Consider the following 15,920-nt stretch of genomic DNA (forward strand, 5'->3'; position numbering starts at 1 on the left):
CACCTGTTAATTGGAGTTCGATGCAATAGAAATTCGACTTTCTAAAACTTGAAGGCAGCATTTTTCCGATGTCTGTAATATTTAACAAAACATTTAGCCTTTTGGTGGATGAGGATCATTCCCATGACTATCCTTTCGGGCAATCTTCCCATCTTTGTTATGAATAACTAGCTCTGTTTCTTGCTTCTTGCTGAGTTGCCGTCCACGACTCTCAGCTTCTTTCTTCGTATCAAAATGACCCGATGACCTTTCTGAACCAGATTGACGAATATCCCAGCCACCACGTTCACTATTTGGTACCACATGAGTGCTTTTCTTTGACATAAACTACAACTCCTTACAAGTTAATGATTTTAATCAGCTTAATTAACGTTCTCATCAGATCAGTGTACTCATGATTAGCACCCTTTGTCTCATAATAATCATCTATTGTCATTTTCAAAATCTGGCTATTTCAATAATTGGCGAATTCTACCCTTTGGAACTTCCACTCGCGAGGTCGTTCGGCCAAATAGCCAGTCTACTCGCCCTTAAAGCTTCCTCTTCTCGACAATAATCAGCGGCACTTTTACTAAAAACACTATCCAAAGCCTCTCTCGCTGAAGTAATTTTATCCAAATATGCTGTATCTATCGTAGGATCATTAATAGATCCCAAAATTGACATAGGATCACGATTACTTTTTTTCAACTTATTAAGTTCATCCCTAACTTCTGATAGTTTTTCTTTAGTGGCCTGAGATTGCGATTGCTCACTTTCCAGTTTACTCATCAGATCTTCGATTTTTTCAAGGTGTTCCTGTCTCTCCTTGTCCACGCTTTCTCGTAATTGTTCATGAATCTGAATTTGAGTTGTTAAAGTTTTCACAAATGAACCCATTTCATCAGCGCTCCCTGCCATGCGATTAAAAACTCTCAAAAAGTAAGCCAGCACCTCATTGTCTGAAAAGTTTGGATACCTTACCTGGTGGTCAATCTCACTCCAAGCTTCTTCAAATAGCGTTCTTACCTGTATTTCGCACACAAACCTGTTTTTTGTGGGTGATGATTCAACTATATAGTGAATCGAGCGATATCCAGCATCGTGTTTTTTTATTTCACAGCCCTTCCTCTCATAGACAGTTTCATCATCTCCATCTCTTACAAACGCAACGGTAGGTTCGTCGGTTGACCAGTTACTATTAACGAACAAATCAATTGTTTCCCAATCGTCTTTAAATAGGTGGAGCACTCTTACACCGATCAAATCCGTCACTTTTTCATGGTAATTTTCAACCGAAACATCCTGATACTTAACTGAACCATCAAGCTTTTTACGAACAAGCTTTGCCATCAAGTGATCTGTATCTTTTACTCGCCACCTCACTGAGTGTACTTTGCTACAGGCTCTCAGGGATTTAGCAATAAACTCAGCGGAATCATTCAATGCCGAAAGACGAGAGTCATGGTGGGTGCCAATCTCTTTTAAATCATCCCAATCCAGCTCAGAAGCCTCCCACTTATCACGTGAAAGATGACTCTTATCTAGAAATTTATCCAAATTCGTTTCAAATCCCATATATGACCTCACTCAATCCCTTAACTCATTAATATCTTCAAAAATCCCACAAATAGCCCTATGCAATCGCTCCTCAAAGCTATCATTGTCACTTCCAGTATGCTTCATACTGGTCACCACAAAATCTTCAAGGATCTCATCTTTAATCTTGGAGCCGGAAGAATTAGCTATCTCAAACATCAATGATCGAGCACCATCAGAATGATCTAAGTAACCATGCTGACCACCTCTGAAAAGAAACAACGAGTAACTGACCTCACCTTTGCCTTCGATTTCCAGCAAATAAATCGTTTGTCCGCTTTGGTTCGAGATAGCTAAAAACAAGGCTCTTCGACTTCTATCACCGACCATATCCCATTCATAGCGTCCACTTTTTTCAGTAGGCCGTTCAAAGCTATACAAGCCAAATGGAAGAGTGGAATCCACCCGATTAACCGGTAACGCCTCAACAAACCATCCGCTCTCTTTTTCAAGCGCCGCAACCACAGCATTTGACACAGTAACCAACCTTTCCGAAATCGGTATTGGTTCGGAATCCATAATGCGATTATTCCAAGCCTGTAAGTCATTGTCCTTTTTGTGATCACCCGGTAAAGTGCTTCCCTCATCAGAATCAGAGTCTTTTTCTTGCTGGTAGTGACGTTGCTTCTCTTTTTCAGATACTTTCTCAACTTTTTCAACCTCAACATCTTTTAAATGGCTAAACCGTTGCATCATAAACTTCAGCTCTTCTGGTGCTATGTTATTTGTCGGTCTTTCACCTTCTTTTAAATTTGGAGCATTAGACTTACCGTCATCACCTTCATCTTTTCTTTTTGGCTTGGAAGGCTTCGGGTCAGAATCTTCATCGACTGTACCACTGGACTTGAAGGAATCAACAGATTCAATTTTGATTTTTTTGAAAGGTAAAGGGTGATCGCAATCCTCGATTGTTCTGACCATATAGGTTGTAAATTCTTCTTCGCCATCTCTTGGTGGCAACCACTGTCCGAAAACTTCCAAACTGGTATCACCAGAAAACGGCAAATAGGTTCTTGGGCAAAATTCAGAAATCATACGGCCATCTTTGGTTTTAAACTTTTTCTTTGCATTCACTAGTGAAGCATAGATATAACTCATGGCACCCATTGCAGCTTTATCAGTCAAGGCACGGGCAATCATAAAAGCATCTGAGTCGTAACAGTTCCTTTTTAGCCAAATATAGGCACTCTTATCCGTTTCATCAAACTCATATTTAAAGAACAGTCTGTTGGCTTGTTGGGAGTTCTTAAAGTCACTAAGCGCTCCATTGAAAAGCTCTTTTGTAAAGTAAGTAGAACCAGAAAAATAATAACGAATCACCTCGGTTGTAGGAATCAATACGGTGATAATTTTGCCATTGACTTTTGAGTTCGGGAACTTCAGAAACTGCACACCATAACCTTGGTAAATGAATGGTATTTTGGTACCAAGCTTTTCTTCATTGTAAAAAGAGATTACATCCGCTTCTGCTTGATTGATAGAAACATTGGTTAATTCAGAGGATTCCCATACTGGAGAACTATTTCTCCAAACGGTACCGGGCTTTAAGAAGATAAGATTAGTTACATCGACTTTTATGGATAGGTTGGCTGTTTTGTCGATTTGTTTTGACTTGAAAATATCTTTTGCGGGAATGGACTTTATTTTTTCGAGAGATTGATACTCATCTGAGTAGCGTGAGAAGTTAACGATTAAGGTTTTAAAGGGCATTGATGAGTCATGTGCATTTTCGAATGAAACACTTCTGACTATATCGAGGCGGTAAAAAGTATCGGGCTGAGCTTTTTCAATGAGGGCGTTTAGCGTGAACATTGGTATTCAGCCTCCTTTGATTAAGTTGACTGAATCTCAGCAAAAGTAAAAAGAAACTAAACCAGAACCCTATTCTCAAATAATTCTGTAGATTCTCATTTAATTTTGGAATTATCAAATAATTTTGGAGTTGACAACAGCGACCTTGCGGGTCATCCGCAAAAAAACCACTGGGTGTGGGGTTCATTGCACAAATTAATTGAACTCTAGCGGGATATCGAACCTTTTGATTTACCCGGGTAATATCAACGTGACCCGTTTCTAAAGGTTCACGTAAAGCCTCTAACACAGATCGACTAAATTCAGGGAGTTCATCTAAAAAAAGGATGGAGTGATGCGCCATTGAAATCGCACCCGGCTTGGGTTGAGAGCCACTGCCACCCCCAACCATTGCAGCCGCAGTTGCGGTGTGATGAGGCTGCACTAACTCACGGTGGAAAAACGCATCAGCAGCAACTTGCTCGCCGGCAACGGATCGAATGGAAGCAACTTCGATGGCTTGCTTCAACGACAAATCCGGTAAGATGGTTAATAGTCGAGAGGCTAACATGCTCTTTCCCGCACCCGGCGGTCCAACCATCAACAAAGAATGTCCACCGGAAGCGCAGATTTCCAATACACGTTTCGCTTGCTGTTGTCCACGAATATCCGCTAGGTCTTCTTCATAACGCGGTGGCGAAGGCGGGGTAGCGCTTGGCGGGACCAATGATTTCCCTGCCATAAAGAATTGACACACGTCTAATAAATGCTCAGCCGCCAATACTGGGGCAGTATCAATTAAACTGGCCTCTGCCAAGTTTGCTTTTGGGATAATCAAAATACGCTTTTGTGACTTAGCTTGTATCACAGCAGGCAAAATTCCCGGAACCGCTCTTAAACTGCCATCTAAAGACAATTCACCCAAAAATTCATACCCGTTAAATGAGACCTCTGCTTCGGGAAGTTGCCCCGTGGCTTGTAATATCCCTAACGCAATCGGCAAATCGTAACGCCCACCTTGTTTGGGTGTGTCCGCAGGTGCTAAATTAATGGTGATACGTTTGGGCGGCAACGTAAAGCCACTATTCAATAGCGCACTGCGTACGCGGTCACGACTTTCTTTTACCGACGCTTCTGGCAAGCCCACCAAAGACAAGCTAGGAAGTCCATTCGTACTATGAACCTCAACTTGTACCTCTGGTGCTTGTATCCCCAGTACGGCTCTTGAATAAAGCGTTGCATAGTGACCCGTGTTTTGATTCATAACAAGGAGACGTTACTCCGAATCGCTTTGACGGGCTTCAAGCTCAGCAACTTGCCTTTCAAGCGCCTCTAATTTAGAACGCGTTTTTGCTAAAACTGCTTTCTGAATATCAAATTCCTGTCGTGAAACCAAATCCAGTTTCTCAAACTGCACACTCATGGTTTGTTTTAAATTCTGTTGAACATTCTCAGGGATTTTACCGAGGCCAGGCGGAAAGACCTGAGTGATTGCTTCAACAAAAGATTCAAGCTGCTGCGCGTTAACCATCACTCGCTCCTAATTAATGAAATGGGCATTCAATATACCCGATTAGAGCCATTTTTTCTATTGTAACTCTAGGGTTTAGCTTTAAAGACGTGTAGAATAATTGTAAATTTTAGAAACCTGAACAGGAAACCCTATGCTTATTGATGTAAAAGATGCACCGGATAAAGCGCAACGCATTTTTGTTCAGCTGGTCGATGTATTTGAAGATCAGGAAATTAACCCCACACCGCTTAACTATTATATTTGGTATCAATACTACAAAGGCAGTAACCCTAAATTTCGACAAGAAATGGACGCCGCCCTTCAAGACCCATTTGGCTACAATGATCGCCTTGGCCGTCGACTATACGATGAATATTTTGCCGAGGATGAAGGCACCAATGACTTTGACCGCGCCTTGAAACGACTCGTTGGTTCAGTCGTTAAGCGAATGAACGTTTGGAGTGCAAAACTCGAAAAACACACACAAGAACTGGATCAAAACTTACATACGCTATCCGAAGAATCACTCGATGCTGAAAAGTTAAAACAATTAACGAGTCACATGTTGAACACGGCGACTTCCATGAAGCAATCCAGCGAAGAATTTCAACATGAAATGAACGAAAGTAACGCTGAAATCAACCGATTGCGGCAGGAATTAATCGAGGCTAAGGCTGAAACCCTGACAGATGAATTAACCGAACTAGGCAATCGAAAAGCCTTTAATAATACCCTTCAAGACTTAGTTGAACAAACGCCCGACAACCCTGAAAGCTTAATTCTGATACTGACCGACATCGATCACTTTAAGCGGTTTAACGATACTTTTGGTCACTTGGTTGGCGACAGTGTTTTACGCTACTTTTCGAATATTATGAAAAAATCCAAACAGGAAAATGATTCTATTTGTCGCTATGGGGGAGAGGAATTTGCCATTATTCTCTCTCATAGCAGCCTTGAAAAAGGGCTTCAACGAGCTGAAAAAATTCGGCATTCACTGGAACACGCCGTACTGAAACGGAAAGATTCAGATAAAACCTTGGGAACCATCACTGCTTCATTTGGGGTTGCTAGCTATAAAGGTATTGACACTGAAAGTATTGATGACTGGATTAAGCGAGCTGACGATGCCCTCTACAAAGCCAAGAGCAACGGCAGAAATCAAGTTGTGAGTGAAACTGAACTCAGTCGTGTAACGGATGCCCCAAAATAACCAGGCCTGGTTATTTTTGGACGCGCATCAATAGCGTATCGGCTCCAAGAGACCTTAATACATTACGTTTTTTGTTAAGCTCTAACCGATCTTCAAAAGGCCCTGCTCTTAACCGATAATAGCGTTCTGTTTTGAAAAGTCTTAAGCTGACATCTTCCTGAGCTGAACTCAAACGCTCAAGCTCTTGACGTGCCATGGCTTCTGAACCAAAGGTTCCTGCAACAATATAATAAGGGTCGGCCAATTTCACCGGAATCGGTTCAGCATCGACCACCACTTCGGTCTCTGCCAATCCTTCATAAAAGGTATACTGAATCGATTTTGGCTGCTCAACAGTCGGCATAGGTAAGCTCTCAACCACGATTGGCGCTACTTGTGCCGCCAGTTGTGGGGATTGAGACATGGTCACTTTAGGAGCTTTCGCCACCTCTGATGTCAAAATCTTTGAAGCTGGTTTTTCAGAATCTGATTTCAAACCCTGAGTAGCAAAATGCTGCGCGATCCAATACCCCAACAACAGCAATACCGTTAATAGCACCACTAAGCTCATTAACCGTTTAAAACCCAATTTTGACTCGACCGCTACCGGCTGAGGAGCAACCTGAGAACGACGCTGATATGGCTTACGCTTAGAAGGGCCATGCCGATAATCTCGTGTTGCATGTTTCATTCAATCGTTCCTAATTTCACATTTTTTCTGGCGCAGACACGCCCAACACTTGTAACCCATTTTGTAAAACTTGACGAACGGCTAACACCAAGGTTAATCGAGCATGGCGTAATCCAGCCTCTTCGACAATAAACTGGCTGGCATTATAGTAGCTGTGAAGCCCTTGTGCTAAAGCCTTTAAATAATAGGCAATCTGATGAGGTTCATACGCCAAAGCGGCACGCGAGACAATATCAGGGTACTGGGCCAATAATGTTGCCAAATCAGTCTCCACCTCATCCGTCAAGAGGGACAAATTGGCCAACCCTTGTTGAATATCAACCGCCGCGCCTTTTTCCTCTGCCATAGACAACACCTGACAAATCCTCGCATGCGCATATTGAATGTAATAAACGGGGTTTTCATTGGATTTTGATTTCGCCAAATCCAGATCAAAGTCCATATGTTGCTCAGATTTACGTTGCACGTAGAAAAAGCGTGCCGCATCTTTACCCACTTCATCCCGTAACTCTCGCAAGGTGACAAATTGGCCAGAACGCGTTGACATCGCCAGCTTTTCACCGCCTCGATACAAAATCGCAAACTGAACCAATAACACTTCTAACGCATCGGCATTGGTATCCAGTGCTTGCATCGCGGCTTTTACTCGCGGCACATAGCCATGATGATCCGAACCCCAAATATCGATGAGCAGATCAAACCCTCTTTCGAGTTTATTAAAATGGTAAGCAATATCCGAGGCGAAATAAGTCTTGATACCATTATCACGCACCACGACTCGGTCTTTTTCATCACCATAGTCGGTGGACCTAAACCACAGAGCGCCGTTTTTTTCATAAATTTTGCCAGATGCCTGCAGTTTTTCAATCGCAGCGTCAATAACTCCGCTGTCCATGAGTGATCTTTCAGAAAACCAGTTTTCAAACTCGACGCCAAAGCCGGCTAAATCTTCTCGAATGTCAGCCAAAATGGTCTCTAAGGCCAAATCAAAAATATAACGATAAGCCGCTTCCCCTAACAAGGATTTTGCGCGTGCAATCAAGGCATCAATATGGGCTTCTTTATCCCCCGTCTTTTCGCCAGAAGGTAGTTGTTTTTCATCTTCACAGATGCCGGTAAAAATCACATCGCTGGCATGCCGTAAGGCCTCACCTTTATCTTCGTAAATCGTTTTGGCAATATCGAAGATGTAATCGCCTTTATAACCATTGCTCGGAAACACCAAGTCTTCACCACAATGTTGGCAATAACGTAACCAAGTCGAAGTGGCCAGTATATCCATTTGCCGACCTGCATCATTAACATAGTATTCCCGTGCGACCTCGAACCCAGCAGTTTCCAGTAGGTTGGCAACACTGGCACCATAAGCGGCTCCGCGGCCATGTCCAACATGCAAAGGACCGGTTGGGTTAGCCGATACATATTCAACCAATACCGACTTACCTTGACCCACATTACACCGACCAAACTCTGTTGTTTCAGCGAGCACTGTCTCCACTATGTCCAGTTTGGCAGCTTCGTTCATAAAGAAATTAATAAAACCTGGCCCAGCAATTTCCACTTTCACCACAGCACGATTTTGAGGCAAACGTGTCACGATCATTTCAGCAATTTCACGCGGTGGTTTTCCGACCAGTTTTGTTAACATCATGGCCAGATTGGTTGCAAAATCTCCATGCGCCTTATCTCGAGTATTTTCTACATTCACCCTCGGACTGGCCTCTTCAGGCAAAATGCTTTCTTGCTTCAAAATGGCGATAACGTCTACTAATAACTCTGCAACCTGCTGCTTCATGCTAATGGTGTCTCTTTAATATATTTTGGAATGGAACTATTTTACTCTTTAACAGCCTTTTTGGCGGGCGCTTTTTTAGAGGGTGTTTTTTTTGCGGGTGCCTTTTTCTTGGCTGGCTTTTTCGCTGCTGCCTTCGTTTTTGTCGTCTTTTTGGCTGGCGCTTTTTTGGCTCCTGCACGACCGCGTTTTTTCGGTTCGGGCGCCTCTTCTAAACGCTTGACACATTCATCAAAACTCAGGGTTAGCGCATCTTCATCTTTTTTGATTTTGGCATTCTTTTTGGTTTCAATATCGGTAATATAAGGTCCCCAACGGCCTTTTAAAATTTTAACATTGGTGCCTTCAAACACTTTAATGATTTTTTCAGCTTCCGTCACAATCTTCGCCTCAATTAACGCGACTGCTTCCTCTAAGGTAATACTTAAAGGATCTGTACCTTTGATCGGCGCATATTTTTTGGTGCCATATTCCAAATAAGGGCCAAAAGGGCCCTGTTTGGCAATAATCACTTGACCCTTCTCAACAGAAAACACCGTGCCATCAACCGCTTCAGCAGAAAAGGATTCCGGCATTTCACCCACTTCACGCGGTAGCTTAAACAACTCCACCGCATCTTCAAGCTTTAAGGTATCCATTTTTTGGCCGGGCATTAAACTGGCAAAGGTCGGCTTTTCTTCATTTTCACCATCCCCCAATTGGACATAAGGACCAAATCGCCCAATCTTGACAAACATCGGCTTTCCGGTTTTGGGGTCTGTTCCCAATAGTCTGGCTTGTCCAGCTTCTTCTCGAGAAACATCTTCTGCGGCGACCACCTTTGGATGAAATTGACTGTAAAACTTCGTCAACATTTGCTGCCAAGACTCTTTACCTTGCGCAATCACATCAAATTCAGACTCAACCATTGCCGTAAACTGATAATCTAAAACATCGCCAAAATGCTTGACCAAAAAGCTGGTCACAATGCCGGCAATGTCCGTTGGAAACAGTTTGTTTTTCTCGGTTCCAGTCATTTCCGTCAAGGTTTCTTCAGCGATGTCGGTTGCCGACAAAGTCAATTGACGATAATCACGCGGCGTACCTTCACGATCCTCCTTAACGACATAGCCTCTTTGTTGAATGGTATCAATGGTCGGTGCGTAAGTTGACGGTCTACCAATTCCCATTTCTTCAAGTGTTCTGACTAAGCTGGCCTCATTATAGCGAGCTGGTGGACGAGAGAAGCTTTGACGCGAAGTGAGTTCACCTAACTTTAGGCTTTGTCCAACCGTCATCGGTGGCAGTTGGCTAGATTTAGCGTCATCGTCTAAGTCATACACTTTCAAAAACCCTTCAAAAGTGATGACCTCACCTTTTGCCGACAGCTTTTCTTTCGGTAAGCCGCTAATTGCAATATCCGCCGAAGTGCGTAAAAGTTTCGCATCGGCCATTTGCGAAGCGATAGCGCGACGCCAAATTAATTGATACAGACGCTGCTCATTCCGTTCACCTTCAACGGAATTGACCGAAAATTCCGTAGGACGAATGGCTTCATGCGCTTCTTGGGCATCGGCATTCTTGGTTTTATAACGACGCGACTGCGCAAAAGATTCACCATAGTTACTGACAATCGTTTGATTGGCTTTTTGAATAGCTTCATCAGACAGATTCAATGAATCGGTACGCATATAGGTGATTTTCCCAGATTCATAAAGTCGTTGAGCAATCATCATGGTTTGTTTAACGGAAAACCCTAATTTCGCAGCGGCTTCCTGTTGCAAGGTTGAAGTGGTGAAAGGCGGTTTCGGTGACTTTTTAGCGGGTTTTTCTTGCAGATCCGCGACAGATAAGTCGCTAGACTGGACCGCTTGCAAATATTGCATGGCCTCTGCTTCTGTCTGAAAAGTCGCATTGCGTTTAACATCAACCGTGCCGACCTGCTTTTGCTGAGAATCCAATATCGCCAACTGGCCCTGTAACCGATAAACAGTTTCAGGCGTAAACGCATCAATCTCTCTTTCCCGCTCCACAATCAGACGCACGGCAACGGACTGAACGCGCCCTGCTGACAGGCCTGTGCGGATTTTTTTCCAAAGAATGGGGGACAATTCAAAGCCGACAATTCGGTCTAAAATACGGCGCGCTTGCTGTGCTTCCACTAAATCCATATCAACCAAGCGTGGTTCTGCAATGGCCTTTTGAATAGCCGATTTGGTAATTTCATGAAACACTATGCGCTTGGTATCATTCACATTCAATTTTAAGGCTTCTGCAAGATGCCAAGCAATGGCTTCTCCTTCGCGGTCCTCATCCGTTGCCAGCCAGACAGTCTCGGCGGTTTTGGTTAATTTTCGCAATTCGGCAACGGTTTTTTTCTTATCTGCAGAGATTTCATAGTTTGGCAAAAATCCATTTTCGATTTCTATGCCCATCCCTTTTTTTTGAATATCGCGAATATGTCCATAGCTCGAGCGTACGGTAAATCCCTTGCCCAAATATTTTTCAATGGTTTTTGCTTTTGCAGGCGACTCTACTATTACCAAATTCGTCATAATCGTTGTCTCTTAAATGTGCATTGCTAAGGAGAATGCCCGTCCTTAATATTCGTGTCGATGACCCCAAATCATTTTTAGGGTGCAAAAAAAATGGATCAATTGCAACTCTTTTTGTAAAGCTGCCTAAATGCGGCGCATTCTACCGCTAAATTTGAATAATTACCAAACAAACCTATGATTTCCTTAACGCAAGCGCCGCCAACGACCTGCCGAAAGTGCTTCCAGTTCACCCCGCAATTCCAACATTAACAGCTCTGATTGCAGTTGCGCGACGCTCCAGCCCGTCAAACTCACCAGTTCATCTAAACCGATTGGTTCAAAATCCAAATAGGCCATTAATGCGTTATCTGACAGTGCCGGTTCTTGATTCACACTTGGTTTTTTTGCAGATACCTTCAACTGCGATTGCAGTATCGCCGATAACTCTTCTAATATGTCTTCACCGGATTCAACCAGCTTTGCGCCCTGACGAATCAATTGATGACACCCTTTAACTTGAGGGTTATGAATCGAACCAGGAACCGCAAACACTTCTCTATCCTGCTCTAATGCTGTTCTGGCCGTGATTAAAGAGCCGCTCTTCAATGCAGCCTCAACCACCAGTGTCCCTAAACTCAACCCGGAAATAATTCGATTCCGTTGTGGAAAGTGATACGCCATCGGTTTAACCCCTAATGGATATTCCGAAACCATGGCGCCTGTCTCGGCGATCTGTCGCGCCAAATCTCGATTCGTTGCCGGATAAACCCGATCCAGTCCCGTCGCCACCACCGCAATAGTGGTGCCGCTAGACTGATTCGCATCGGCTTTCAAGGCATTTAAAGCCCCTTCATGCGCCGCCTTATCTATGCCAGATGCCAACCCGCTAGTTACGACTAAGCCCACACTGGCTAAATATTGTGCAAAATCGCTAGCAATCAACCGGCCTGTTTTCGAGGCATTACGACTGCCGACCATTGCCAGTTGCGGCTGAGACAATAGCTGAATATCGCCTCTGACATAGAGTAAAAGCGGTGGATCAGCAATTTGTTTCAACAGCGGCGGATAGGCGCTATCCTGCCAAGTGACAATTCCCTGCCCTGATTGTTGAGCCCACTCAATAGCCTCATCGATTCTTTTCGGTTTATCGGCATCCAGCCACTTTTCAAATTGCTTAGGGGTTAGAATTTGTGCCTGTTGCCAAGCCGAACCTGACGCAACCATGGCTTGTTCAAGACTACCAAAATAACCTTCAATTTGGGCTATTTGCTTAAACCTGACCTGAGCAAAATGCAGATTCAATCCCTGTTTTAAGGTGTCTATATCAGACATAAGCCACTCAATCCGTTATAATTCTTTTAAGCAAAATCAGATGCAATCCCTTTGCTGTCAAGATGATGGGCTTAGTTTACCGTTACATTGCAGACAAAGGTCTTTTAAACCATCAAAAAGTATACTCGTTATTATGGACAAACTCGACATCGTTCTCTACCCAGATAGTGGTCTAAGAGAAACTTGCCAACCGATTCCCGAAATGACCGATGCGCTTGATAAGCTCATTGATGATATGTTTTACACCATGTACGATGCGCCAGGCATTGGCTTAGCCGCCCCACAGGTCGCAGTACAACAACGCCTTATCGTCGTGGATATTTCCGAATCAAAAGACCAACCCATTGCGCTATTAAATCCAGAAATTGTCAACAGCGCAGGTAAAATTACCTGGGAAGAAGGTTGTCTCTCCATTCCAGGCGTCTATGCCAAAGTCAATCGACCTTCAGAAATTCTGGTTCGAGGTATGGACCGAGATGGCAAATCCATTGAATTTGAAGCCAGCGATCTACTTGCTGTCTGCATTCAGCATGAAATTGATCACCTTAATGGCAAATTATTCATTGACCATTTATCGGGATTAAAACGCACACGTGCCATTCAAAAATTTAAAAAGGAAATGGCTCAAGATGCCCATTAATGCACCATCGCCATCTCAACCGCTCAAGATTATTTTTGCCGGCACACCCGAATTTTCGGTGGCGCCATTACAGGCTTTATTAGATTCACCCCATCAAGTGATTGGCGTCTATACCCAGCCAGATCGTCCAGCCGGACGCGGCCGAAAATTGACAGCTAGCCCCGTCAAACAACTTGCTCAACAGCACGACCTGCCGGTTTACCAACCAGAATCACTCAAGGATTCAGACGCACAAGCAGAGCTCAAGGCCTTAAATGCTGATGTCATGGTGGTCGTGGCCTATGGCTTAATTCTGCCAAAAGCGGTATTGGAGATGCCAACCTACGGTTGCTACAATATCCATGCCTCACTACTGCCACGCTGGCGGGGTGCAGCACCGATTCAAAGGGCCATTCAAATGGGAGATGCCGAAACCGGCGTCACCATTATGCAAATGGACGAAGGACTGGATACTGGCGATATGCTAACGACCTTAACCACCGCCATTCAAGCGGATGATACGGCTCAAACCTTACACGATCGGCTCAGCCAGATGGGTTCAACCGCGCTCATGAAAACCTTAGCAGATTTACAAGCTGATAATCTTTCGCCTATTGCGCAAAATGCTGATTCGGCGACCTATGCCCAAAAACTGACTAAAGCAGAAGCCCAGGTTCATTGGCAAAGCCCAGCGTCCACGTTAGTTCGGCAAATTCAGGCCTTTAACCCTTGGCCAGTTGCGTTTACGCAACTACAAGGTCAACCGCTCAGACTTTGGCAAGCCACCCAAGGACAAAAGAGCACCCAAGAACCACCAGGCCTGGTTGTTTCTGTAGACAAACAAGGCATGGAAGTGGCAACTGGCGAAGGGACTCTATGGATTACGCAACTCCAACCTGCCGGTAAAAAACCCATGTCAGCCTATGATTTTGCCCAAGCGCGCCAGTTAGTCGGACAAACGTTGGGGCTCGACAATGACAACCACTGATACTCGGTTTATTGCATTAAAAATCTGTCTAACCGTCATTGAACAGGGCCGGTCATTGAGCCAATCGTTAAACGAAGGATTAGCGCAGTTTGATGATCGACGCGAGCGTGCCTTTGCCCAGAATTTGGTGCTTGGCACCTTACGCTGGCAACTGCGACTCGAAGCCATCCGAGAACAGCTTTTAAAAAAACCGCTCAAAGCCAAAGATGCCGACCTGAACCAACTGATTTGTTTAGGACTCTACCAAATTCTGTATATGGACACCCCCGAACATGCCGCGGTGTCGGAAACGGTGCAACTCACCAAGCGTCTTAAAAAACCTTGGGCTAAAGCGCTGGTCAATGGCGTGTTAAGAAATTTTTTACGCGACAAAGATCGCATTTGTGGGGAAGTTGATAAAAAACCTGCCTATTGCTACTCACACCCTCAGTGGTTTACCAAGACCATGCGCCAAGCTTACCCAGATGACTGGCAAGCGATTTTAACGGCCAATAACCAACCCGCCCCCTTAACCCTCAGAGTAAATGGCCTGCAACAAACCCGAGACCAACTGATAACACGGCTGTCTGAAGCCGGTGTGAGGGCCAGCCCTCATTCGTTTGCACCGCAAGGCATCTTGTTGGAACACAGCACCGATGTCAGCCAATTACCGACTTATGAATCTGGCGGCTTCAGTGTTCAAGATGGGGCAGCGCAAATGGCAGCATGTCTGCTCGACCCAAAACCCCATGAAAGTATCCTTGATGCTTGCGCCGCGCCAGGCGGCAAAACGGGACACTTGTTAGAATTGAGTCAAAATCAAGCTCAAGTGTTTGCGCTGGAAAAAGACCCTAGCCGCATTGACCGTTTATCAGAAAACCTACACCGTTTATCCTTAACACCGAGTGCGATCAACCAAGGCGATGCTGCTGATTTAGCAGAGCTTTGGCCAGAGATTCAATTTGATAAAATCTTACTGGATGCGCCCTGCTCGGCTACCGGAATCATTCGACGTCACCCAGACATCAAGTGGCATCGAACCCCTGAAGACATCACTGCGCTAACCGAATTGCAATCGCAAATTTTGAAATCGGTTTGGTCACGTCTAAAGCCAGGCGGCTTACTGTTATATGCGACCTGTTCCGTTTTGCCCCAGGAGAACCGTTTGCAAATGACACAGTTCTTAGAAGACACTCAGGATGCTGCCGAGATGCCTTATCTGATTAACCAACAACCCGTTGAGTGGGGGCGTTCATTTGACGGGCCTGGATTACAAATCCTACCAGGCCTGGCCAATATGGACGGTTTCTACTATTGTTTACTCCGTAAAAAGGACTGATGCATGCGACTGACTCTGCTCAAATGGTTACAGCTCAGTCTGATCATGACTTTTGTTGGGACACCTATTGCGCAGGCCGATATTCACATTCGTTATTTAAATGACTACCAAATAGATCAACAGCTGGTACTAGATGCCCAAGTTGACTTTAAACTGGACCCCATCATTACCAAAGCTGTCAACCATGAAATCCCCTTGAACTTTATCACTGAAATTGAGTTGAATGAAAGTTACTCATTAATGGGATTTAGCCTCTCCCGCAATCGGGTAAAAATCGTTTACGAATCACAACTGAACTATTTTGGTTTTAATCAAATTTACGTCATCACCAATAAGCGCAACCAAAAAGTACAATCCTTTTCCAGCCTATCGGAAGCCTTGCGAACCATGGGCACCTTATCCAATTTTAATCTAGCAAATCTGTCTGACTTACACCCAAATACGCTTTACACCATTAAAATACGGGTCTCACTCAATCAATGGAAACTACCGACACCGCTCATTTTAGATGCGTTGTGGAATTCAGCTTGGCAACTGGACAGTGGCTGGCATCAAATCCAAATCCAATCCCCTAAAAGTTGGCTATAAAC

At 44.3% G+C, this 15,920-nt stretch carries 14 protein-coding genes; 5 read left to right on the plus strand and 9 right to left on the minus strand.

Annotated elements, in window-relative coordinates:
- Positions 1-93 precede the first annotated feature (93 nt).
- The 5 genes from CYQ88_RS01205 to CYQ88_RS01225 all read right to left on the minus strand — a co-directional run bounded on the left by CYQ88_RS01205 (position 94) and on the right by CYQ88_RS01225 (position 4,900).
- Positions 94-324 (minus strand): DUF2188 domain-containing protein, encoded by a 231-nt coding sequence (locus CYQ88_RS01205; RefSeq protein ID WP_101839518.1) that lies wholly within the window; start codon positions 322-324, stop codon positions 94-96.
- Between the two features lie 147 nt (positions 325-471).
- Positions 472-1,557: a RelA/SpoT domain-containing protein gene (locus CYQ88_RS01210; RefSeq protein ID WP_101839519.1), complete on the minus strand. Its 1,086-nt coding sequence runs from the start codon at positions 1,555-1,557 to the stop codon at positions 472-474.
- A 12-nt stretch (positions 1,558-1,569) separates the two neighbouring features.
- Entirely contained in the window at positions 1,570-3,390 is a 1,821-nt protein-coding gene (locus CYQ88_RS01215) for a hypothetical protein (RefSeq protein WP_101839520.1), read from the minus strand.
- Entirely contained in the window at positions 3,365-4,633 is a 1,269-nt protein-coding gene (locus tag CYQ88_RS01220) for a YifB family Mg chelatase-like AAA ATPase (RefSeq protein WP_101839521.1), read from the minus strand. The genes CYQ88_RS01215 and CYQ88_RS01220 overlap by 26 nt, the downstream gene beginning before the upstream one ends.
- 12 nt (positions 4,634-4,645) lie before the next feature.
- Positions 4,646-4,900: an accessory factor UbiK family protein gene (locus tag CYQ88_RS01225; RefSeq protein WP_101839522.1), complete on the minus strand. Its 255-nt coding sequence runs from the start codon at positions 4,898-4,900 to the stop codon at positions 4,646-4,648.
- Between the two features lie 133 nt (positions 4,901-5,033).
- On the opposite strand from CYQ88_RS01225, the gene CYQ88_RS01230 reads away from it, so the two are divergent.
- Positions 5,034-6,095 carry a GGDEF domain-containing protein gene (locus CYQ88_RS01230; RefSeq protein WP_101839523.1) on the plus strand — a complete coding sequence of 354 codons (1,062 nt, stop codon included), beginning with the start codon at positions 5,034-5,036 and terminating at the stop codon, positions 6,093-6,095.
- 10 nt (positions 6,096-6,105) lie between these two features.
- Here CYQ88_RS01230 and CYQ88_RS01235 read toward each other — a convergent pair whose 3' ends face one another.
- The 4 genes from CYQ88_RS01235 to dprA all read right to left on the minus strand — a co-directional run bounded on the left by CYQ88_RS01235 (position 6,106) and on the right by dprA (position 12,405).
- Complete coding sequence (locus CYQ88_RS01235) at positions 6,106-6,765, minus strand: SPOR domain-containing protein (protein ID WP_101839524.1); 660 nt, start codon at positions 6,763-6,765, stop codon at positions 6,106-6,108.
- A gap of 16 nt (positions 6,766-6,781) precedes the next feature.
- Positions 6,782-8,560, minus strand: a complete 1,779-nt coding sequence (gene argS / locus CYQ88_RS01240) for an arginine--tRNA ligase (RefSeq protein WP_101839525.1) — start codon at positions 8,558-8,560, stop codon at positions 6,782-6,784.
- 41 nt (positions 8,561-8,601) lie between these two features.
- Positions 8,602-11,091 (minus strand): type I DNA topoisomerase, encoded by a 2,490-nt coding sequence (gene topA, locus CYQ88_RS01245; RefSeq protein WP_101839526.1) that lies wholly within the window; start codon positions 11,089-11,091, stop codon positions 8,602-8,604.
- 186 nt (positions 11,092-11,277) lie between these two features.
- A complete protein-coding gene (gene dprA / locus CYQ88_RS01250; protein ID WP_101839527.1) occupies positions 11,278-12,405 on the minus strand; it encodes a DNA-processing protein DprA in 1,128 nt (375 codons plus the stop codon).
- A 133-nt stretch (positions 12,406-12,538) separates the two neighbouring features.
- Here dprA and def point away from each other — a divergent pair, with 133 nt between their 5' ends.
- From def to CYQ88_RS01270, 4 genes are read left to right on the plus strand one after another with little or no spacing between them, the layout of a single operon-like run.
- Positions 12,539-13,045, plus strand: a complete 507-nt coding sequence (def, locus tag CYQ88_RS01255) for a peptide deformylase (RefSeq protein WP_101839528.1) — start codon at positions 12,539-12,541, stop codon at positions 13,043-13,045.
- The gene (gene fmt, locus CYQ88_RS01260; protein WP_101839529.1) at positions 13,035-14,012 is read left to right on the plus strand and encodes a methionyl-tRNA formyltransferase; all 978 of its coding nucleotides are present in this window, start codon (positions 13,035-13,037) and stop codon (positions 14,010-14,012) included. Before def ends, fmt begins: the two co-directional genes overlap by 11 nt.
- The gene (gene rsmB, locus CYQ88_RS01265; protein ID WP_101839530.1) at positions 13,999-15,330 is read left to right on the plus strand and encodes a 16S rRNA (cytosine(967)-C(5))-methyltransferase RsmB; all 1,332 of its coding nucleotides are present in this window, start codon (positions 13,999-14,001) and stop codon (positions 15,328-15,330) included. The genes fmt and rsmB overlap by 14 nt, the downstream gene beginning before the upstream one ends.
- 3 nt (positions 15,331-15,333) lie before the next feature.
- Entirely contained in the window at positions 15,334-15,918 is a 585-nt protein-coding gene (locus tag CYQ88_RS01270; RefSeq protein ID WP_101839531.1) for a DUF4390 domain-containing protein, read from the plus strand.
- Positions 15,919-15,920: the final 2 nt, after the last annotated feature.

Source organism: Hydrogenovibrio sp. SC-1 (genome assembly GCF_002848135.1).
Lineage (GTDB): Bacteria > Pseudomonadota > Gammaproteobacteria > Thiomicrospirales > Thiomicrospiraceae > Hydrogenovibrio.

Bases quoted from the DNA above. Each gene is read 5' to 3' on its own strand.
- topA (WP_101839526.1), bottom strand. From the start codon at position 11,091: ATGACGAATTTGGTAATAGTAGAGTCGCCTGCAAAAGCAAAAACCATT.
- CYQ88_RS01225 (WP_101839522.1), bottom strand. From the start codon at position 4,900: ATGGTTAACGCGCAGCAGCTTGAATCTTTTGTTGAAGCAATCACTCAG.
- CYQ88_RS01235 (WP_101839524.1), bottom strand. From the start codon at position 6,765: ATGAAACATGCAACACGAGATTATCGGCATGGCCCTTCTAAGCGTAAG.
- fmt (WP_101839529.1), top strand. From the start codon at position 13,035: ATGCCCATTAATGCACCATCGCCATCTCAACCGCTCAAGATTATTTTT.
- dprA (WP_101839527.1), bottom strand. From the start codon at position 12,405: ATGTCTGATATAGACACCTTAAAACAGGGATTGAATCTGCATTTTGCT.
- CYQ88_RS01205 (WP_101839518.1), bottom strand. From the start codon at position 324: ATGTCAAAGAAAAGCACTCATGTGGTACCAAATAGTGAACGTGGTGGC.
- def (WP_101839528.1), top strand. From the start codon at position 12,539: ATGGACAAACTCGACATCGTTCTCTACCCAGATAGTGGTCTAAGAGAA.
- CYQ88_RS01210 (WP_101839519.1), bottom strand. From the start codon at position 1,557: ATGGGATTTGAAACGAATTTGGATAAATTTCTAGATAAGAGTCATCTT.
- CYQ88_RS01220 (WP_101839521.1), bottom strand. From the start codon at position 4,633: ATGAATCAAAACACGGGTCACTATGCAACGCTTTATTCAAGAGCCGTA.
- rsmB (WP_101839530.1), top strand. From the start codon at position 13,999: ATGACAACCACTGATACTCGGTTTATTGCATTAAAAATCTGTCTAACC.
- CYQ88_RS01230 (WP_101839523.1), top strand. From the start codon at position 5,034: ATGCTTATTGATGTAAAAGATGCACCGGATAAAGCGCAACGCATTTTT.
- CYQ88_RS01270 (WP_101839531.1), top strand. From the start codon at position 15,334: ATGCGACTGACTCTGCTCAAATGGTTACAGCTCAGTCTGATCATGACT.
- CYQ88_RS01215 (WP_101839520.1), bottom strand. From the start codon at position 3,390: ATGTTCACGCTAAACGCCCTCATTGAAAAAGCTCAGCCCGATACTTTT.
- argS (WP_101839525.1), bottom strand. From the start codon at position 8,560: ATGAAGCAGCAGGTTGCAGAGTTATTAGTAGACGTTATCGCCATTTTG.